This is a genomic window from Micromonospora zhanjiangensis, from assembly GCF_042650605.1.
Taxonomy (GTDB): domain Bacteria; phylum Actinomycetota; class Actinomycetes; order Mycobacteriales; family Micromonosporaceae; genus Micromonospora_J; species Micromonospora_J zhanjiangensis.
The window spans coordinates 1-16,857 of record NZ_JBHSBN010000051.1; the positions used below are offsets into that span (position 1 = coordinate 1).

The 16,857-nt window shown below is 71.7% G+C and carries 12 protein-coding genes; 7 read left to right on the top strand and 5 right to left on the bottom strand.

Annotated features, from left to right (window positions below):
* The 5 genes from ACFOX0_RS32735 to ACFOX0_RS32755 form a co-directional block, all read left to right on the top strand.
* Nucleotides 1-185 (top strand): ricin-type beta-trefoil lectin domain protein (locus tag ACFOX0_RS32735; protein WP_377553288.1); only part of this gene is annotated, 185 nt, incomplete at its 5' end.
* A gap of 173 nt (nucleotides 186-358) precedes the next feature.
* Nucleotides 359-1,726: an ABC transporter substrate-binding protein gene (locus ACFOX0_RS32740; RefSeq protein WP_377553290.1), complete on the top strand. Its 1,368-nt coding sequence runs from the start codon at nucleotides 359-361 to the stop codon at nucleotides 1,724-1,726.
* Nucleotides 1,723-2,667 carry a carbohydrate ABC transporter permease gene (locus ACFOX0_RS32745; protein WP_377553292.1) on the top strand — a complete coding sequence of 315 codons (945 nt, stop codon included), beginning with the start codon at nucleotides 1,723-1,725 and terminating at the stop codon, nucleotides 2,665-2,667. The genes ACFOX0_RS32740 and ACFOX0_RS32745 overlap by 4 nt, the downstream gene beginning before the upstream one ends.
* 3 nt (nucleotides 2,668-2,670) lie before the next feature.
* A complete protein-coding gene (locus tag ACFOX0_RS32750) occupies nucleotides 2,671-3,579 on the top strand; it encodes a carbohydrate ABC transporter permease (RefSeq protein ID WP_377553294.1) in 909 nt (302 codons plus the stop codon).
* Nucleotides 3,580-3,604: 25 nt separating this feature from the next.
* Nucleotides 3,605-4,762: a mandelate racemase/muconate lactonizing enzyme family protein gene (locus ACFOX0_RS32755; RefSeq protein WP_377553296.1), complete on the top strand. Its 1,158-nt coding sequence runs from the start codon at nucleotides 3,605-3,607 to the stop codon at nucleotides 4,760-4,762.
* Here the strand turns inward: ACFOX0_RS32755 and ACFOX0_RS32760 are convergent.
* From ACFOX0_RS32760 to ACFOX0_RS32780, 5 genes are all read right to left on the bottom strand, one after another.
* Nucleotides 4,759-5,517: a FadR/GntR family transcriptional regulator gene (locus ACFOX0_RS32760; RefSeq protein ID WP_377553298.1), complete on the bottom strand. Its 759-nt coding sequence runs from the start codon at nucleotides 5,515-5,517 to the stop codon at nucleotides 4,759-4,761. The genes ACFOX0_RS32755 and ACFOX0_RS32760 overlap by 4 nt on opposite strands.
* Before the next feature lie 75 nt (nucleotides 5,518-5,592).
* Nucleotides 5,593-6,537 (bottom strand): ABC transporter substrate-binding protein, encoded by a 945-nt coding sequence (locus ACFOX0_RS32765; protein ID WP_377553300.1) that lies wholly within the window; start codon nucleotides 6,535-6,537, stop codon nucleotides 5,593-5,595.
* A complete protein-coding gene (locus ACFOX0_RS32770; RefSeq protein ID WP_377553302.1) occupies nucleotides 6,537-7,385 on the bottom strand; it encodes an ABC transporter ATP-binding protein in 849 nt (282 codons plus the stop codon). The genes ACFOX0_RS32765 and ACFOX0_RS32770 overlap by 1 nt, the downstream gene beginning before the upstream one ends.
* A 70-nt stretch (nucleotides 7,386-7,455) precedes the next feature.
* On the bottom strand, nucleotides 7,456-8,607 hold the full coding sequence (locus tag ACFOX0_RS32775) for a FecCD family ABC transporter permease (RefSeq protein WP_377553304.1): 1,152 nt from the start codon (nucleotides 8,605-8,607) through the stop codon (nucleotides 7,456-7,458).
* A complete protein-coding gene (locus ACFOX0_RS32780; protein ID WP_377553306.1) occupies nucleotides 8,604-9,650 on the bottom strand; it encodes a FecCD family ABC transporter permease in 1,047 nt (348 codons plus the stop codon). Before ACFOX0_RS32780 ends, ACFOX0_RS32775 begins: the two co-directional genes overlap by 4 nt.
* 256 nt (nucleotides 9,651-9,906) lie before the next feature.
* On the opposite strand from ACFOX0_RS32780, the gene ACFOX0_RS32785 reads away from it, so the two are divergent.
* The gene (locus ACFOX0_RS32785; RefSeq protein WP_377553308.1) at nucleotides 9,907-15,369 is read left to right on the top strand and encodes an ATP-binding protein; all 5,463 of its coding nucleotides are present in this window, start codon (nucleotides 9,907-9,909) and stop codon (nucleotides 15,367-15,369) included.
* A gap of 224 nt (nucleotides 15,370-15,593) precedes the next feature.
* Nucleotides 15,594-16,857: arabinofuranosidase catalytic domain-containing protein (locus ACFOX0_RS32790; RefSeq protein ID WP_377553310.1), on the top strand; the 1,264-nt coding region annotated here is incomplete at its 3' end.

The window sequence follows — 16,857 nt, forward strand, 5'->3', positions numbered from 1 at the left end:
TGATCATCTGGGACTGCAACGGCCAGACCAACCAACAATGGAACGTCAACGCCAACGGCACCATCACCGGCCAACAGTCCGGACTCTGCCTGGACGCCAACGCCGCCGGCACCGCCAACGGCACCAAACTCATCCTCTGGACCTGCAACGGCGGAACCAACCAGAAATGGAGCCTGCGGAACTGACCGGGCCGCCGCGCGCTCACCCGTGGGGGGCGGCCCCGGCACGCACCGGGACCGCCCCCTGCAAATTTATGCTTGCAAACATCATACGTATTCCTTTATGGTGCTGGCCAGCAGTGATCGCGAACGAGATCGATCCGCCAGGATCTCCGGCATACATCAGAAGGAACGCCGACATGTCGCACACCCCTCGTGTCCGGCCCACTCGCGGATCGCTGGTCGCTGCCAGCACCGCGGGGATACTCGCCATCGCCATGGCGTTGACCGGCTGCAACAGCAAAACCGAGAGCTCATCCGGTTCCTACGGCTTCCCGCAGGTCGCGCAGGACGACAAGGCGACCATCACGGTGTGGGTGGACGCCGACCGGTCGACCGCCGTGGACGCCTTCAAGAAGGCCCACCCCGACGTCTCACTCAAGGTGGAGACGTACGACGGCTCGTCGAACGGGTCCAACTCGTTCCGCACCAAGATGCAACTCTTCGACCGGGCGAACAGCGGCTGGCCGGACGTCGTGTTCTCCACCCAGAACAACGACGCGGCCTGGGCCAGCCAGCAGAGCAACGGCAAGCCCGCCTTCGCGGCCGTACTCGACCAGGGTCTGGTGCCGCGCGACGTGCTCGACAAGTTCACCAAGGGCGCGCTCGACCCGTGCACGGTCGACGGCAAGGTGTACTGCCTGCGCAACGACCTCGCCCAGGTCGTGCTCTGGTACAACAAGAAGCTGCTCGACGGATTCGGCTACGCCCTCCCCACCAGCTGGGAGGAGTACCAGGCGCTGGGCGAGCGGGTGGCCCGCGAACACCCCGGCTACCTCGTCGGCACCGTCGGTGACCCGTGGACCCCGGAGGTCTTCTTCTGGGGCAGCAAGTGCCAGGCCAACGGCATCACCGGCCCCAAGTCGGTGACGGTGAACACGACCAGCACCGAGTGCAAACGCGCCGCGACCCTCATCGACACCCTGGTCAAGAACCGCACCGCACCGAACATCAGCGTCTTCACGCCCGAGTTCGTGAAGACCTACGCGAACAAGGTGCTGCTGATGCCCGGCCCGGCCTGGTACGCCGGCGCCATCTTCAACAACCCGCAGTCGCTCAACGTCCCCGCCGGCCAGCTCGGGGTCGCGGCGCCGCTGCCGTGGCGGGGCGAGGACCCGGTCACCGGAAACGTCGGCGGCGGCACCTGGTTCGTCAGCAGCCACAGCAAGAACCTCAAGGCGGCCGAGAAGTTCGTCGAGTTCGTCACGACCGCCGACGACTACCAGGTGAAGGTCGCTCCCGGTTACCCGGCCTACGCCCCGGCCGCCGAGAAATGGATCAAGAAGCAGGAGTCGAGCGGCTACTACGCCACCGACCTGAAGGCGATCACCGAGGCCGGGACGAAGATCTGGAACGGCTGGGGCTCCGGCGTCTTCAGCCAGGAGGCGATCTGGGCCAAGACGATGACGCCGGCCATCGCGAGCGGCAAGAGCGTGGCCGACCTGCTGCCCGAGTGGCAGACGGCGATCAAGAACCAGGCTCAGGTCAACGGCTACACGGTCAAGTGACGATCACTGATTCGACCCGGCAACGGGCGGGCGCGGCGGCGGGACCGCCGCGCCCGCCCGCCCGACCACCGACGGGAACGCGGCGGCACAGCGCACTGAGCTACGGCTTCGTCGCGCTCTACGCGGCGCTGACCGTGGCGTTCGGGATCCTGCCCGCCCTCTACGCCGTGTATTTGGCGTTCACCACGGGGACCGGCGGGTTCGCCGGAATCGACAACTTCACCAAGGTCGCCGGCGACTTCCGGTTCCGGCCGGCCGTCACGCACGTCGCGCTCTACCTGGCGATCTGGCTCGTCGCGCTGGTGCTGCTGGTCACCTTCCTGGCCCTGGTCGTACACGCCATTCGGGTGCGGTGGCTGAGTCGGACCCTGCGGCTGGTCTTCTACCTACCGGGTGCGGTCGCCGGCGCGTCGAGCGTCCTGCTCTGGCTGTTCGTGCTCGATCCCACCGCGAGCCCGGTCAGCGGCCTGCTGCACCTGTTCGGCTTCACCAGCTTCGTCCAGGTCATCGCACCGGGCCAGTTGCCCCCGATCTTCGCGATCATGGCTTTCTGGACCGGTGCGGGCGGATGGATCGTCATCATGTACGGCGCGCTGAACAACATCAGCCCCGAGGTGATGGAGGCGGCGCGGATCGACGGGGCCAGCACCGTCCGGATCGCCTGGCACGTGCAGCTCCCGTTGCTCCGCAAGTGGATCTCGTACATGGGGATCATGTCACTCGCCGCGGGCACCCAGCTGTTCGTCGAGCCACAGCTGCTCTCCCAGGCCAGCAACGCGGTCGTGCCCAACGACTACTCACTCAACCAGTTGGCCTACCAGTACGCCTTCCAACAGAACGACTTCAACGGCGCGGCGGCCATCTCGCTGCTGCTGCTCGTCATCGCCCTCGCCCTGTCGGCCGTGTTCGTGGTCCGCGGCGGCCTGTTCGAAACGGACTGAGCCATGACGACGGTGAACAGTGACCGAACCACGCGGCGGGTCGGCGTCAGCGGCTGGAGCGCCCGGACCATCGTCGGTGCCGTGGTGCTGGTCTTCGTGCTCTTCTTCGCCATTCCGATCGTCTGGCTGCTGCTGGCCACGACGAAGTCCGCGCACGGACTCGTCGTGGACAACGCGTTCCTGCCCGGCGGCCTCGACGACCTGCGCACCAACTGGGACCAGCTGTTCGGGTTCCAGGACGGCGCGGTGACCACCTGGCTGGCCAACTCCGCCCTGTACGCCCTGGGCGCCCTGCTGGTCACGCTGGTGGCGAGCATCCCGGCGGGGTACGCCATGGCCCTGACCCGGTTCCGGCTCCGGCGCCTGCTGCTGGTGCTGACGCTGATCGTGATGCTGATCCCGAACACCGCCCTGGTGCTGCCGATCTTCCTCGAACTGAACGTGGTCGGGCTGATCGGCCACCCGCTCTCGGTGATCCTGCCGATGTCCTTCTTCCCGTTCGGCGTGTACCTGACCTACATCTACTTCTCGACGAGCATCCCCCGCGACCTCCTCGCGGCCGCGCGCGTCGACGGGTGCGGCGAGGCACAGGTGTTCACCCGGATCGCCCTGCCGCTGGCCACCCCGATCGTGGCGCTTGTCGCGTTCTTCAGCTTCGTGCAGAACTGGAACAACTTCTTCCTGCCGTTCGTCATGTTGCCGTCCAGCGACGGGTACCCGGTGCAGGTCGGCCTGACCTCGCTGCTGGCCTCGACGCCGGCGTTCAACCCGACCTCGGCCGGCACCCAGTCCGTCCAGCTGCCGACGCTCGCCCTGGCGACCGTCATCTCGGTGCTGCCGGTGCTGATCGTCTTCCTCTTCTCGCAGCGCTTCCTGGTTGCCGGGATGACAGCGGGCGGTACCAAGGAGTGAACGTCGAACCAGTGAAGGAGCGACCGTGAAGGTCACCGGCTACCGCAGCCTCACCACCTGGCACGACTGGGGTCGGCTGATCGGCGACGCCAACGGGGTGATGCCAGAACCGTGCACCGACGTTCAGGTGCTGATCCTGCGGACCGACGACGGGCTCGAAGGTGTCGGTCTCGGCCCGCACGCCGACGTCGACCGGGTCTTCGGAGCCGTCGAGGGCGAGGATCCGCGGGCCGTGCTGGCCCTCTACGACCGGATGTTGAACCACGTGTTCAAGACCGGCCACTCGGGCGCGACGTTCGGCGCGATCGGCGCGATCGACATGGCGTTGTGGGACCTGAAGGCGAAGGCGGCCGACGAACCCCTCTGGCGCACCATCGGGGCGGCGGACCGGTTCGTCCCCGGCTACGCCTCCGGGCTGGACATCGCGCTCGACGACGACGCACTGGTGCGCCTGTACGAACGCTTCGCCGAACGCGGCTTCACCGCCGCCAAGCTCAAGGGCGGCCATGACGTCGAGCGCGACCGACGGCGGCTGGAGGCGGTCCGGGACGTCCTCGGCCGCAACTCCACCCGGCCGGCCCTGATGTTCGACGCCAACGAGTCGTGGAACCGTTCGCAGGCCGTCCGGTTCGTCACGGCGCTGGAGCGCACGGTTGACCTGAGCTGGGTGGAGGAGCCGGTACGCAGGTGGGACGCGGCCGGTCTCGCCTCGGTCCGGAGCGGGATCCGCGCCGCCGTCGCGACCGGCGAGAACCTCACCGGTCTCGAACAGTACCGCCCGCTGCTGGACGCCGAGGCGGTCGACATCGTCCAGGTCGGCAGCGTGTGGGGCATCACCCACTTCCTGCGGTTGGCCGCGGTGGCCCACGCGCGCGACCTGCCGGTGAGTCCGGTGGCGTACCACGGGAACTCGCTCGCCCACGCCGCCGCCGCGGTGCCCAACCACCTGGTCAGCGAGATCCAGGACCTCTCCTGGCCGGTCGGGCTCGACGTCGACCAGGAAATCGCCGACGGCGGCATCGTCCTCGGCGACCGACCGGGCCTCGGCATCCGGGTCGACGAGGAACGCATTCTGGCCGCCCGGGCGCTCACCCCGCCGCCCCCGGTCGCCGGACCGCACGTCCGGCCGGCCCGGGCCGGTCTGCGCCTCGTTCCCGATCCGCGTACCGGGGAACTGGTCTAGGCGTCGGACTCCGGCTGCTCCGCCGGTCTGCCGAACCGGCGGAGCTGCCAGGAATTGACGATGTGGTCCCGCATGGCGCGTTCGGCGGCCGCCGCGTCCCGCCGGGAGATGGCGTCGACCACCAGGGCGTGGTCGTCCAGCGTCGACTCGAAGGCGCTCTCGTACTCCACCCCGTGGTACCGGGTGCTCTCCAACGCCCGCCGGTAGAGGCGCTTGGCGATGTTCTCCGCGAGGCGGTTGCGGGACAGCTCCATGACGGTGAAGTGGAAGACCACGTCCGCCTGCCGGAAGGAGTCGGTCTCGTGCTGGATCTCCCGCATCGTCTGGAGCGCGTGCTCGACCCGGCTCAGTTCCTCGGGCGTGCGGCGGCTCGCCACCGCGCCCGCCATGGCGCCCTCCAGGCTGCCGCGCACGATCGTCAGCTCGTCCAGCACGCCCAACGACTCGTCGTTGTCGACCAAGGCCGACAGCACCGTCGGGTCCAGCATGTTCCAAGAACCGACCCGGGCCACCTGGGTGCCCCGGCCCTGCGCGACCACCAGCAGGCCCTTCTCCTCGAGCCGCTTCACCGACTCGCGGATCACCGTCCGGCTCACGCCGAAATGCTCGGTGAGCACCCCCTCCGGCGGCAACAGCTGCCCCTCGCCGAATTGGCCGGTGACGATGAGCTCGACGAGCTCGCTGACGACCGCCACACCCAGTCGTTCCGCGGGGCGTCGAGGAGGAAAGGCGAAGCCATCCGCGCGAACCGGCATGGTCCACACCATAGTCACCGTCCGGACGCGGTGTGCCCGCGGCCGGCCGTCCCGCGCCCGTCCCCCTCCGGACGGTCAGGCGGTCAGGTACTTCTCCAGGTCGTCGAGGATCTTGCCGGCGGCACCGACGCCGATCCCGGTCATCCAGATCTCGTCGGAGACCACGTGCGCCTTGCCGGCCCGGACGGCCGGCAGCCGCTGCCAGAGCGCGCCGCCGGTCACCTTGGCCTGCTCGGCGGCGGCCTTCTGGCCGTACGCGGTCACGAAGATGACGTCGCCGTCGACCTCGTTGATCCGCTCCGGGCTGACCCGGTCCATCCGTCGGTCCGCCTTGCCGGTGAGCACCTGTCGCTCCGGCCGGCCGAGGCCGGTGTCGCCGACGACGATGCCGGAGAACGAGTCCGGGCCGTACACCCGGATCTCGGTCGGCATGAACCGGACGATGGAGATCTTGCGGGCGGCGGCGTCGCCGAGCTTGGCGCCGAACTGGCGGGCCCGCGCCTCGTAGCCGGCGAGCAGGTCCTTGGCCGCCTGCTCCTTGCCGAGCGCGGCGCCGTCCAGGAGGAAGTTCTGCTTCCAGGTGACGCCAACCTTCTCGGTGAAGACCGTCGGCGCGATGCCGGACAACTCGTCGTAGAACTTTTCCTGGCGGAACTTACTGCCCAGGATGAGGTCGGGCTTGAGGGCGGTGATCGCCTCCAGGTCCGGTTCGGTGAGGACACCGACCTCCTTGATCCCGGCGAGTTTCTCCGCGCCGAAGTACGTCGGCCAACTCTTGGCCTCGCCCGCGGTCGCCGCGCCGACCGGGGTGACCCCGAGCGAGAGCGCGGTGTCGATCTTGTCGGTGTCGAGGACCACGACGCGCTTGGGCGCGACCGGCACCTTGGTGGTGCCCATGGCGTGGGTGATCTCCCGGATCTGACCGTCGGAGGTGCCGGCGACCGGATCACTCTTGGCACAGGCGGTCAGGCCGACACCGAGGGTTACGGCCGCGGCGAGGACGGCGGCGAGACGACGCATCAGGTTCCTTTCGGGTGTTCCGTACCGGCGGGGGTTTCCCCACCGGCGGCAGGCAGTGGGCCGGCCAGGGTGGGCGTGGTCAGCGCGGGCACCACCAGCGGTGCGCCGGTGACCGGGCAGGGCACGATCACGCAGTCGAGCCCGAACACCTCGCGAACCAGGTCCACGGTGAGGATCTCCCGTGGCGGCCCGGCCGCCAGCACGGCACCGGCCCGCATCGCGATCAGGTGATCGGCGTAGCGGGCGGCCTGGTTGAGATCGTGCAGCACGGCCACGACGGTGCGGCCCCGCTCGGCGCGCAGCCGGTGCAGCAGGTCCAGGACCTCCACCTGGTGGGCCAGGTCGAGGAAGGTCGTCGGCTCGTCCAGCAGCAGCGCCTCGGTGTCCTGGGCGAGGGTCATGGCGATCCAGACCCGTTGCCGCTGGCCGCCCGACAGGGTGTCCACCGGCCGGCCGGCGAGATCGGTGACGTCCGCCAGCGCCATCGCCCGGTCCACCGCGGCGGCGTCGTCCGCGGACCACTGCCGCCACCAGCGCTGGTACGGCTGTCGGCCCCGACCGACCAGATCGGCCACCGTCACCCCCTCGGGCACCAGCGGGCTCTGCGGGAGCACGCTGAGCCGGCGGGCCACCTCCCGGGTGGGCAGGTCCCGGATGGCGGCACCGTCCAGCAGCACGGTGCCGCGGCGCGGGGTGAGCAGCCGGGCCATCGTGCGCAGCAGGGTGGACTTGCCGCAGGCGTTCGGGCCGACGATCACGGTGAACGCGTCGGCCGGAACGTCCAGGTGCAGTCCGTCCAGTACGGTCCGCTCGTCGTAACCGGCGACCAGGTCGCGGGTGGAGAGCATCACGCCTCCTCGGCGGGATCGGGGCGGGAGCGACCGGCGGCGGGACCGACGCGGGGACGGCCGGCGGCGGTCACGACGACCTCCGGCGACCGCGCAGCAGCAGGTACAGCAGGTACGGTCCGCCGATCGCCGCGGTCAGCACCCCGGCCGGCAGCTGGGTGGGCGCGAACAGGCGCCGGCCGGCGAGGTCGGCCAGCACCAGCAGCAACGCGCCGAGCAGCGCGGAGCTGAGCAGCGGTGGCCGCTCGGCCCGGACCAACCGCCGGGCCACCTGCGGCGCGACCAGGGCGACGAAGTCCACCGCGCCGACCTGGGCGGTGACCATCGCCGCGGCGAGCACCCCGGTGCCGGCGAGCCCGATCCGGCGGGCCACCGGACGCAGCCCGATGCCCCGGGCGGTGTCGTCGTCCAACGCGCTGCTGTTCAGCGCCCAGCCGGCCCAGAGCAGGACGGGCAGCAGGACCAGCAGCGTGCCGGCGATCCAGCCGGCCTCCGCCCAGCCCTTGCCCGCGAGGGTGCCGATCAGCCAGATCTGCGCGCGCAACCCGTCGATCGGGTCGGCGGTGAGCATGACAACCTCGATGAGGGCCCGCAACGCGAAGGCCACGGCCACGCCGCCGAGCACGAACCGCTGGGCGGCCAGGCCGTGCCGGGCGCCCAGCAGGAGCACCAGCGCGGCGGCGACGAGGCCACCGGCCAGCGCCGCCGGTGCGACCAGCACGGCCGCCGCGCCGCCGGTCAGGGCGACCGTCGCGGCGAGCCCGGCGCCCTGGGTGATGCCGATGACGTCGGGGCTGGCCAGGGGATTTCGGGCGACGGCCTGGATCAGCGTGCCGGCCAGCCCGAACGCCGCGCCGGCCACCGCCGCGAGCGCCAGTCGGGGCAGCCGCAACCCCACGACGACCAGGTCGTACGGGGTGTCGGCGCCGGACAGCGCGCGCAGCACGTCGACCGGGGCGACGTACGGGGTGCCCAGCGAGAGACTGAGTGTCCCGGCGCCCACCAGCAGGACGGTCAGCACGGCGGCGACCAGCACCGGGCGACGCCGGACCTGGACGCTGACCGGCCCGAGGCGCAGCAGCGAGCGGCCGGGCACCCGGGCGCCGGCGGATGGCCGGGCGCCACCGACGGTCCGGGGACCGCCGGTCGAGGAGGCACCGCCGGTCGAGGAGGCACCGCCCGGCGAGGGAGTGCGGCCGGGCGCCGGGGACGTGGCGGTCACGCTGTCACCAGCCGGGCCCGCCGGACCAGCACGGCCAGCAGCGGCGCGCCGATGACGGCGGTGACGATGCCGGCGGGTATCTCGCCCGGCGGGGCGACCAGCCGGCCGACGACGTCGGCGCCGAGCAGCAACGCCGGTCCGAGCAGCGCGCAGACCGCGAGGCTCCAGCGGTGGTCGGCCCCGACCAGCGCCCGGGCCAGGTGCGGCACCGCCAACCCGACGAAGGCGATCGGTCCGGCGGCGGCGACCGCCGCCCCGGTCAGCAGCACCGCCGCCGCGCCGCCGCCGAGCCGCACCAACCCGATCCGATGGCCGAGTCCGCGCGCCACGTCGTCGCCGAGGGCGAGCGCGTCCAGCCCGCGGGCGACGAGCGCGGCCAGCGTCAGCCCGGCGAGGACGAACGGCAGCACCTGCCCGGCGACGGACAGGTCCCGGCCGGTCAGGCCGCCGACCACCCAGAACCGGTACTCCTCGAAGGTGCGGGCGTCGATGCTGAGCAGGGCGTACACCACCGAGGCGAGACTGGCGTCCAGGGCCGCGCCGACCAGCGCGAGGGTGACCGGGCCGACGCCCTCGCGGGCGCGGGCGGCGACCGCGAGCACCAGCACTCCGGCCAGCAGCGCCCCGCCGATGCCGAACCAGACGTAGCCGGCCAGCGTGCCGACGCCGAACACGGAGATGGCCAGCACCACGCCGAACGAGGCGCCGGCGCTGATGCCGAGGATCCGCGACTCGGCGAGCGGGTTGCGGGTGAGCGCCTGCAGGAGCAGACCGGCCACCGCGAGCGCGAGCCCGACGGCCAGGCCGAGCACGGTACGCGGCAGCCGCAGGTCGCGGACGATGGTGCTGGCGTCCCCGCCGTCCGGGGCGACGAGCGCGGCCCAGACCTGGTGCGCACCGAGCGGCCGGCTGCCGAGGGCCAGGCTGGCCAGGACGGTCCCGACCAGCACCAGGGCCGCCGCGGCGGTGACCGCGACCCGACGGCCGTCGCGGGCGCCGACGCGCGGGCCGGTGGGGGCCGACCGGGTGAGGGGGATGGTCACGGAACTCCGTACGGTGCGTGGTTAGGTTCGCCTAACCTTAGCGACGGTCACGCCCGGGGCCTAACCAGCGATCGTCGATCGAATGGGGCCGTGGCCGGACAGCTAAAAACTTTTGTAGGGTTCCTACAAACCCCACCGTTGAGGCTTCGGCGGTTACGACATGGCGCGACCCGCTGACAGGCGGAAAGGTGATCACAGCCGGGGAGGACTACCGTCTGCGGCACACACCTCGTGGACTACCGAAGGGGCCGGTCACGTGTTCACCCGCGTCGCCATCGTCAACCGTGGTGAGGCCGCCATGCGGCTCATCCACGCGGTCCGGGAACTGGCCGCGGAGACCGGCACCCGGATCGAGACCGTCGCACTGCACACCGACGTCGACCGGACCGCGACGTTCGTCCGGGAGGCCGACGTCGCGTACGATCTCGGGCCGGCGTCCACCCGTCCGTACCTCAACCACGCCGTGCTGGAGCGGGCGCTGGTGGAGACCGGCGCCGACGCCGCCTGGGTCGGCTGGGGCTTCGTCGCGGAGGACCCGGCGTTCGCGGAGCTGTGCGAGAAGGTCGGCGTCACCTTCGTCGGACCGGACGCGGAAGCCATGCGCAAGCTCGGCGACAAGATCGGCGCGAAGCTGATCGCCGAGGAGGTCGGCGTGCCGGTCGCGCCGTGGAGCCGCGGGCCGGTCGGAAGCCTGGACGCCGCCGTGGCCGCGGCGAACCGGATCGGCTACCCGCTGATGCTCAAGGCCACCGCGGGCGGCGGCGGGCGCGGCATCCGGGTGGTCCGCAGCGACGCCGAACTCGCCGACGCGTACGAGCGCACCAGCCAGGAGGCGGCCCGGGCGTTCGGCAGCGGCGTCGTGTTCCTGGAGCGCCTGGTCACCGGCGCCCGGCACGTCGAGGTCCAGGTGATCGCCGACGGCCAGGGCACCGCCTGGGCCCTGGGCGTCCGGGACTGCTCGGTGCAGCGCCGCAACCAGAAGGTCATCGAGGAGTCGGCGTCCCCGGTGCTCGGCCCGGAGCAGGTCGCCGAGCTGAAGTCGTCGGCCGAACGGCTCGCCGTCGCGGTCGGCTACCGGGGCGCGGCGACCGTGGAGTTCCTCTACCACCCGGGCGAGCGGCTGTTCGCCTTCCTGGAGGTCAACACCCGGCTGCAGGTCGAGCACCCGATCACCGAGGCGACCACCGGGTTCGACCTGGTCAAGGCACAGCTGCACGTCGCCGCGGGCGGGCGCCTGCAGGGCACGCCGCCGGTGGAGCGCGGGCACGCCATCGAGGCCCGGCTGAACGCCGAGGACCCGGACCGGGACTTCGCACCCTCGCCGGGCCGGATCACCCGGCTGGACCTGCCCGCCGGACCGGGCATCCGGGTGGACACCGGCGTCAGCGAGGGCGACACCATCCCCGCCGACTTCGACTCGATGATCGCCAAGATCATCGCGTACGGCCGGGACCGGGACGAGGCACTCGGCCGGCTGCGCCGGGCGATGGCGGACACCACCGTCGTCATCGAGGGCGGCGCGACGAACAAGAGCTTCGTGCTCGACCTGCTCGACCAGCCCGAGGTGATCGACGCGAGTGCGGACACCGGCTGGATCGACCGGGTACGCGCCGAGGGCCGGCTCGTCGCGCACCGGCACTCCGCGGTCGCGCTCGCGGCCGCCGCCATCGAGGCGTACGAGGAGGAAGAGCGCGCCGAGCGACAGCGGCTGCTGTCGACGGCGGCCGGCGGGCGCCCGCAGGTGCAGCACCGCAGCGGCCGACCGCTGGACCTCAAACTGCGCGGCGTCGGCTACCGGATGCGGGTGGCCCGGGTCGGCGCGCACCGGTTCCGGGTCGGCATCGAGGTCGGCGAGGAGGTCCGCACCGCCGACGTCGAACTCGACCGGTTCGACCGGCACACCGGGCAGATCGCGGTCAACGGGGTCCGGTACCGCCTGCTCACCGGAACCCACGGACCGGTGCACCTGGTCGAGGTGGACGGCGTGACCCACCGGGTCAGCCGCGACGAGGGCGGCGTCGTCCGCTCCCCCATGCCCGCGCTGGTGGTCGCCACCCCGGTGCCGGTCGGCGCCGAGGTCGAGGCGGGTGCTCCGGTGCTGGTGCTGGAGGCGATGAAGATGGAGACGGTGCTGCGGGCGCCGTTCCGGGCCCGGCTGAAGGAAACCGCCGTCTCGGTGGGCAGCCAGGTGGAAGCGGGCGCACCGTTGCTGCGGCTGGAGCCGTTGGTCGACGGGGACGCCGCGGCCACCGCCGGCCCGACCGGCCCGACCGTCGAGCTGGAGTTGCCGGCCGCGCCGGTGGACGTACCGGGGCGCGAGCGCACCGCGCGCGGCCAGGACGGTCTGCGCGGGCTGCTGCTGGGCTTCGACGTGGATCCGCACGACGAGCGTCGGGTGCTCGACGACTACCTCGACGCCCGACGGGCCGTTGCGCGGGACGGTCACCGGCAGTTGGCCGAGGAGATCGACCTGTGCAACGTGTTCACCGATCTCGCCGAACTCAGCCGCAACCGGCCGACGGGTGAGGACGGCGCCGGCAGCCGCCTGCACAGCGCCCGGGAGTACTTCCACACGTACCTGCAGAGCCTCGACGTCGAGCGGGCCGGGCTGCCCGAGGCGTTCCGGGCCCGGCTCGCCAAGGTCCTCGAGCACTACGGCGTGACCGACCTGGAGCGCTCCCCCGAGCTCGAGGCCGCGGTGTTCCGGATCTTCCTCGCCCAGCAGCGCGGGGCCGCCGACGCCACGGTGATCGCGACGCTGCTGCGCGCCTGGTTGCGGGAGTCCCCGCCGCAGGATTCGCTGCGCGAGCCCGCCGGTCTCGCCCTGGAACGGCTGGTGGCGGCGACCCAGGTCCGCTTCCCGGCGATCGCCGACCTCGCCCGCGGCGTGGTGTTCGCCTGGTTCGCGCAGCCGCTGCTGCGCCGCAACCGGGCCCGCGTCTACGCCCGGGTCCGGGAACACCTGCGCCACCTGGACGCCCACCCGGACGCGCCCGACCGCGCCGAACGGATCGCCGAGATGGTCCGCAGCACCGAGCCGCTGGTCCGGCTGCTCGGCCAGCGGCTCGTCCGCGACCACCTGGACAACGCGGTCATGCTGGAGGTGCTGACCCGCCGCTACTACGGCAACAAGGCGCTCACCGCCGTACGGACCCGGACGGTCGCGGGCTGCGCGTTCGTGGTCGCCGAGCGGGCGGACTCCAGCGTGGTCTCCGCCGGGGTGCGCTTCGAGGCGCTGGGTGACGCGCTGCGCGGGCTGGCCGAACTGGCCCGTGACGGGGACGCCGTCGACGCCGACATCTACCTCACCTGGGAGAACCGGCCGGAGGACTTCGACGTCGCGGCGGCCGCCCTGGGCGAGGTCATCGCCGCGCACCCGCTGCCGCCGCGGGTCCGCCGGATCACCGCCACCGCCGCGGGCCGCGGTGGGGCGGTGATGCACCACCACTTCACGTTCCGTGCCGCGCCGGACGGGATGGTCGAGGATCGGTTGATCCGTGGCCTGCACCCGTACATCGCGCAGCGGATGCAGCTGGAACGGCTGCACAAGTTCGACCTGACCCGGCTGCCGTCGGCGGACGAGGAGGTCTACCTGTTCCAGTGCGTGGCCCGGCAGAACCCGTCCGACCAGCGGCTCGTCGCGTTCGCCCAGGTGCGTGACCTGACCGCGCTGCGCGAGCAGGACGGCCGGTTGGTGGCGCTGCCGACCACCGAGGACACCGTCGCGGCCTGCCTCGACTCGATCCGCCGCGCCCAGGCGCAGCGCCCGTCGAAGAGCCGCTTCCCGACCAACCGGATCGTCATCTACGTCTGGCCGCCGAGCGAACTCACCCGCGAGGAGATGGAGACGATCGCCGGTCGGGTCCGCCCGACCACCGGGGGCGCCGAACTGGAGGAGATCCTGTTCATCGCGCGGCAGCGCGACCGCCGCACCGGCGAGCTGACCAAGATCGGCGTACGGATCGTCTTCGACGTCACCGGCGGGGTCACGCTGACCGTCGGCGAGCCGCCGGTCGAGGCGGTCGAGCCACTGGACGACTACCGGCTGAAGGTGCTGCGGGCCAGCAGCCGCAACACGGTCTACCCCTACGAGCTGACCGGGCTGCTCGGCGAGTTCGTCGAGCACGACCTCGACGAGCGGCATGTGCTCGTGCCGGTGGACCGGCCCAAGGGGCGCAACAGCGCGGCGATCGTCGCCGGCGTGGTCACCACCCCCACCACGCGGCATCCGCAGGGTGTCACCCGGGTCGTGCTGCTCGGCGACCCGACCAAGTCGCTCGGCGCCCTGTCCGAGCCGGAGTGCCGGCGGGTGATCGCCGCCCTCGACCTGGCCGAGCGGATGCGGGTGCCGCTGGAGTGGTACGCGCTGTCCGCCGGGGCCCGGATCTCGATGACGTCGGGCACCGAGAACATGGACTGGGTGGCGGCTGCGCTCAAGCGGATCGTCGAGTTCACCCAGGACGGCGGCGAGATCAACATCGTCGTGGCGGGCATCAACGTCGGCGCGCAGCCGTACTGGAACGCCGAGGCGACGATGCTCATGCACACCAAGGGCATCCTGGTGATGACGCCGGACTCGGCGATGGTGCTCACCGGCAAGCAGTCGCTCGACTTCTCCGGCGGGGTGTCCGCCGAGGACAACTTCGGCATCGGCGGCTACGACCGGGTGATGGGTCCGAACGGGCAGGCCCAGTACTGGGCGCCGGACCTGCCGGCCGCGCGGGACGTCCTGATGGCGCACTACGACCACACGTACGTGGTGGCCGGTGAGGCCGGGCCGCGCCCGGCGGTCAGCACCGACCCGGTCGACCGGGACATCTCGACCTTCCCGCACGTGGTGGCCGACAGCGATTTCAGCACGGTCGGCGAGATCTTCTCGGCCCGGGCCAACCCGGACCGCAAGAAGCCGTTCGACATCCGTACGGTGATGCGCGCCCTGGCCGACCAGGACCACCCGGTGCTGGAGCGGTGGGCGGGCATGGCCGACGCGGAGACCGCGGTGGTGCAGGACGTGCATCTCGGCGGCCGGCCGGTGTGCCTGCTCGGCATCGAGTCGCGGTCGGTGCCGCGGCACGGTTTCCCGCCCACCGACGGGCCGGACACCTACACCGCGGGTACGTTGTTCCCGCGCTCGTCGAAGAAGGCCGCGCGGGCGATCAACGCGGCCAGCGGCAACCGGCCCCTGGTCGTGCTGGCGAACCTGTCCGGCTTCGACGGCTCCCCGGAGTCGATGCGCAAGCTGCAACTGGAGTACGGCGCCGAGATCGGCCGGGCGATCGTGAACTTCCGCGGGCCCATCGTGTTCTGCGTGATTTCGCGGTACCACGGCGGCGCGTTCGTGGTGTTCTCGAAGGCGTTGAACCCGAACATGACCGTGCTGGCGCTGGAGGGCTCGTTCGCCTCGGTGCTCGGCGGCGCGCCCGCCGCCGCGGTGGTCTTCGCCAATGACGTCAACGCCCGCACCGCCGCCGATCCCCGGGTACGGGACCTGGAGGTCCGGGCCGGGGCCGCCACCGGCACCGAGCGCGCCACGTTGACCGCCGAACTGGACGAGTTGCGCGCCTCGGTCCGGGCCGAGAAGCTCGGCGAGGTGGCCACCGAGTTCGACCGGGTGCACAGCATCCAGCGCGCGGTGCAGGTCGGCTCGGTCGACGCGGTGGTGAGCGTCGCCGAACTCCGGCCGCGTGTCATCGCCGCCATCGGGGCGCCCGCGCGCTGACCGGTCCGCCGCGGGCGGTGAATGTTTCCTCCATATTGACACCCTGCTATGTATGACTCATTCTCGTAGGGCGCGGGACGGCCGATGGTCGCGACGAAACGGCGACCGTCGGCCCGGTGCGGCCACTGGGAGGCTCCGACCCCTGCTCGGACGTGCAGGCGTCGCTGATCGCCCACATCACCCCGCGGTCATGCGCGTTCGCGCCGACCAGAGGAGTCATACACATGCCCAGGAGGCTAAGGCGGCCCGGGATCACGGTGCTCGCCCTCACGTCGACCCTGCTCGTCAGCATCGGATCGGTGGTCGGCTCCGCCACGCCGACCCGGGCGGCGGCCAACCAGTCGTGCGACATCTACGCGGCCGGCGGGACGCCGTGCGTGGCCGCGCACAGCACCACCCGCGCCCTGTACGGCTCCTACAACGGCCCGCTGTACCAGGTCCGGCGCTCGTCGGACAACACCACCCGGGACATCGGCGTGCTGGCCGCCGGCGGGGTGGTCAACGCCGCGACGCAGGACTCGTTCTGCGCCGGCACGTCCTGCCTGATCACCGTCCTGTATGACCAGTCCGGCCGGGGCAACCACCTCACGCAGGCGCCCAAGGGCACCTGGTCCGGCCCCGGCCCGGGCGGGGTGGACAACCTCGCCGACGCGAAGGCGGCCCCGATCACCGTCGGCGGGCAGAAGGCGTACGGCGTCTACGTCTCCCCCGGCACCGGCTACCGCAACAACCACACCAACGGCGTCGCCACCGGTGACCAGCCGGAGGGCATCTACGCCGTGGTCGACGGCGTGCACTACAACAACTGGTGCTGCTTCGACTACGGCAACGCGCAGACCACCAACACCGCCGACTCGCCCGCCATCATGGAGACCGTCTACTTCGGCGCCGACCGGCAGTGGGGTTATGGCGACGGCAACGGCCCCTGGGTGATGGGCGACCTGGAGTGGGGACTGTTCTCCGGCCAGAACCAGGGCTACAACCGGAATCCCTCCCTCAACTACCGCTTCGTGACGGCCGTCGTCAAGGGCGAGTCGAATCACTGGGCCATCCGCAGTGGGAACGCGCAGACCGGCGGGCTGTCCACCACGTTCGACGGGCCGCGCCCGGCCGGCTACCACCCGATGAAGAAGCAGGGGGCGATCCTGCTCGGCATCGGTGGCGACAACAGCGTCTCCGGCGCCGGCACGTTCTACGAAGGGGTGCTGACCTCCGGCTACCCCTCCAACGCCACCGAGGAGGCCGTCCAGGCCAACATCACGGCTGCCGGCTACGCCCCGCCCGGCGGCGGTCCGACCACGCCGCCGACCACCCCGCCGCCGGCCGGCGGCCAGCAGATCGTGGGCGGCCAGTCCGGCCGATGCGTCGACGTACCGAACGGCAGCACCAGCAACGGCACCCAGGTCCAACTCTGGGACTGCGGCAACGCCACCAGCCAACGCTGGACCGCCACCACCGGCAAGCAACTGCAGGTGTACGGCAACAAGT

Bases quoted from the DNA above. Each gene is read 5' to 3' on its own strand.
- ACFOX0_RS32740 (WP_377553290.1), top strand. From the start codon at position 359: ATGTCGCACACCCCTCGTGTCCGGCCCACTCGCGGATCGCTGGTCGCT.
- ACFOX0_RS32750 (WP_377553294.1), top strand. From the start codon at position 2,671: ATGACGACGGTGAACAGTGACCGAACCACGCGGCGGGTCGGCGTCAGC.
- ACFOX0_RS32760 (WP_377553298.1), bottom strand. From the start codon at position 5,517: ATGCCGGTTCGCGCGGATGGCTTCGCCTTTCCTCCTCGACGCCCCGCG.
- ACFOX0_RS32765 (WP_377553300.1), bottom strand. From the start codon at position 6,537: ATGCGTCGTCTCGCCGCCGTCCTCGCCGCGGCCGTAACCCTCGGTGTC.
- ACFOX0_RS32770 (WP_377553302.1), bottom strand. From the start codon at position 7,385: ATGCTCTCCACCCGCGACCTGGTCGCCGGTTACGACGAGCGGACCGTA.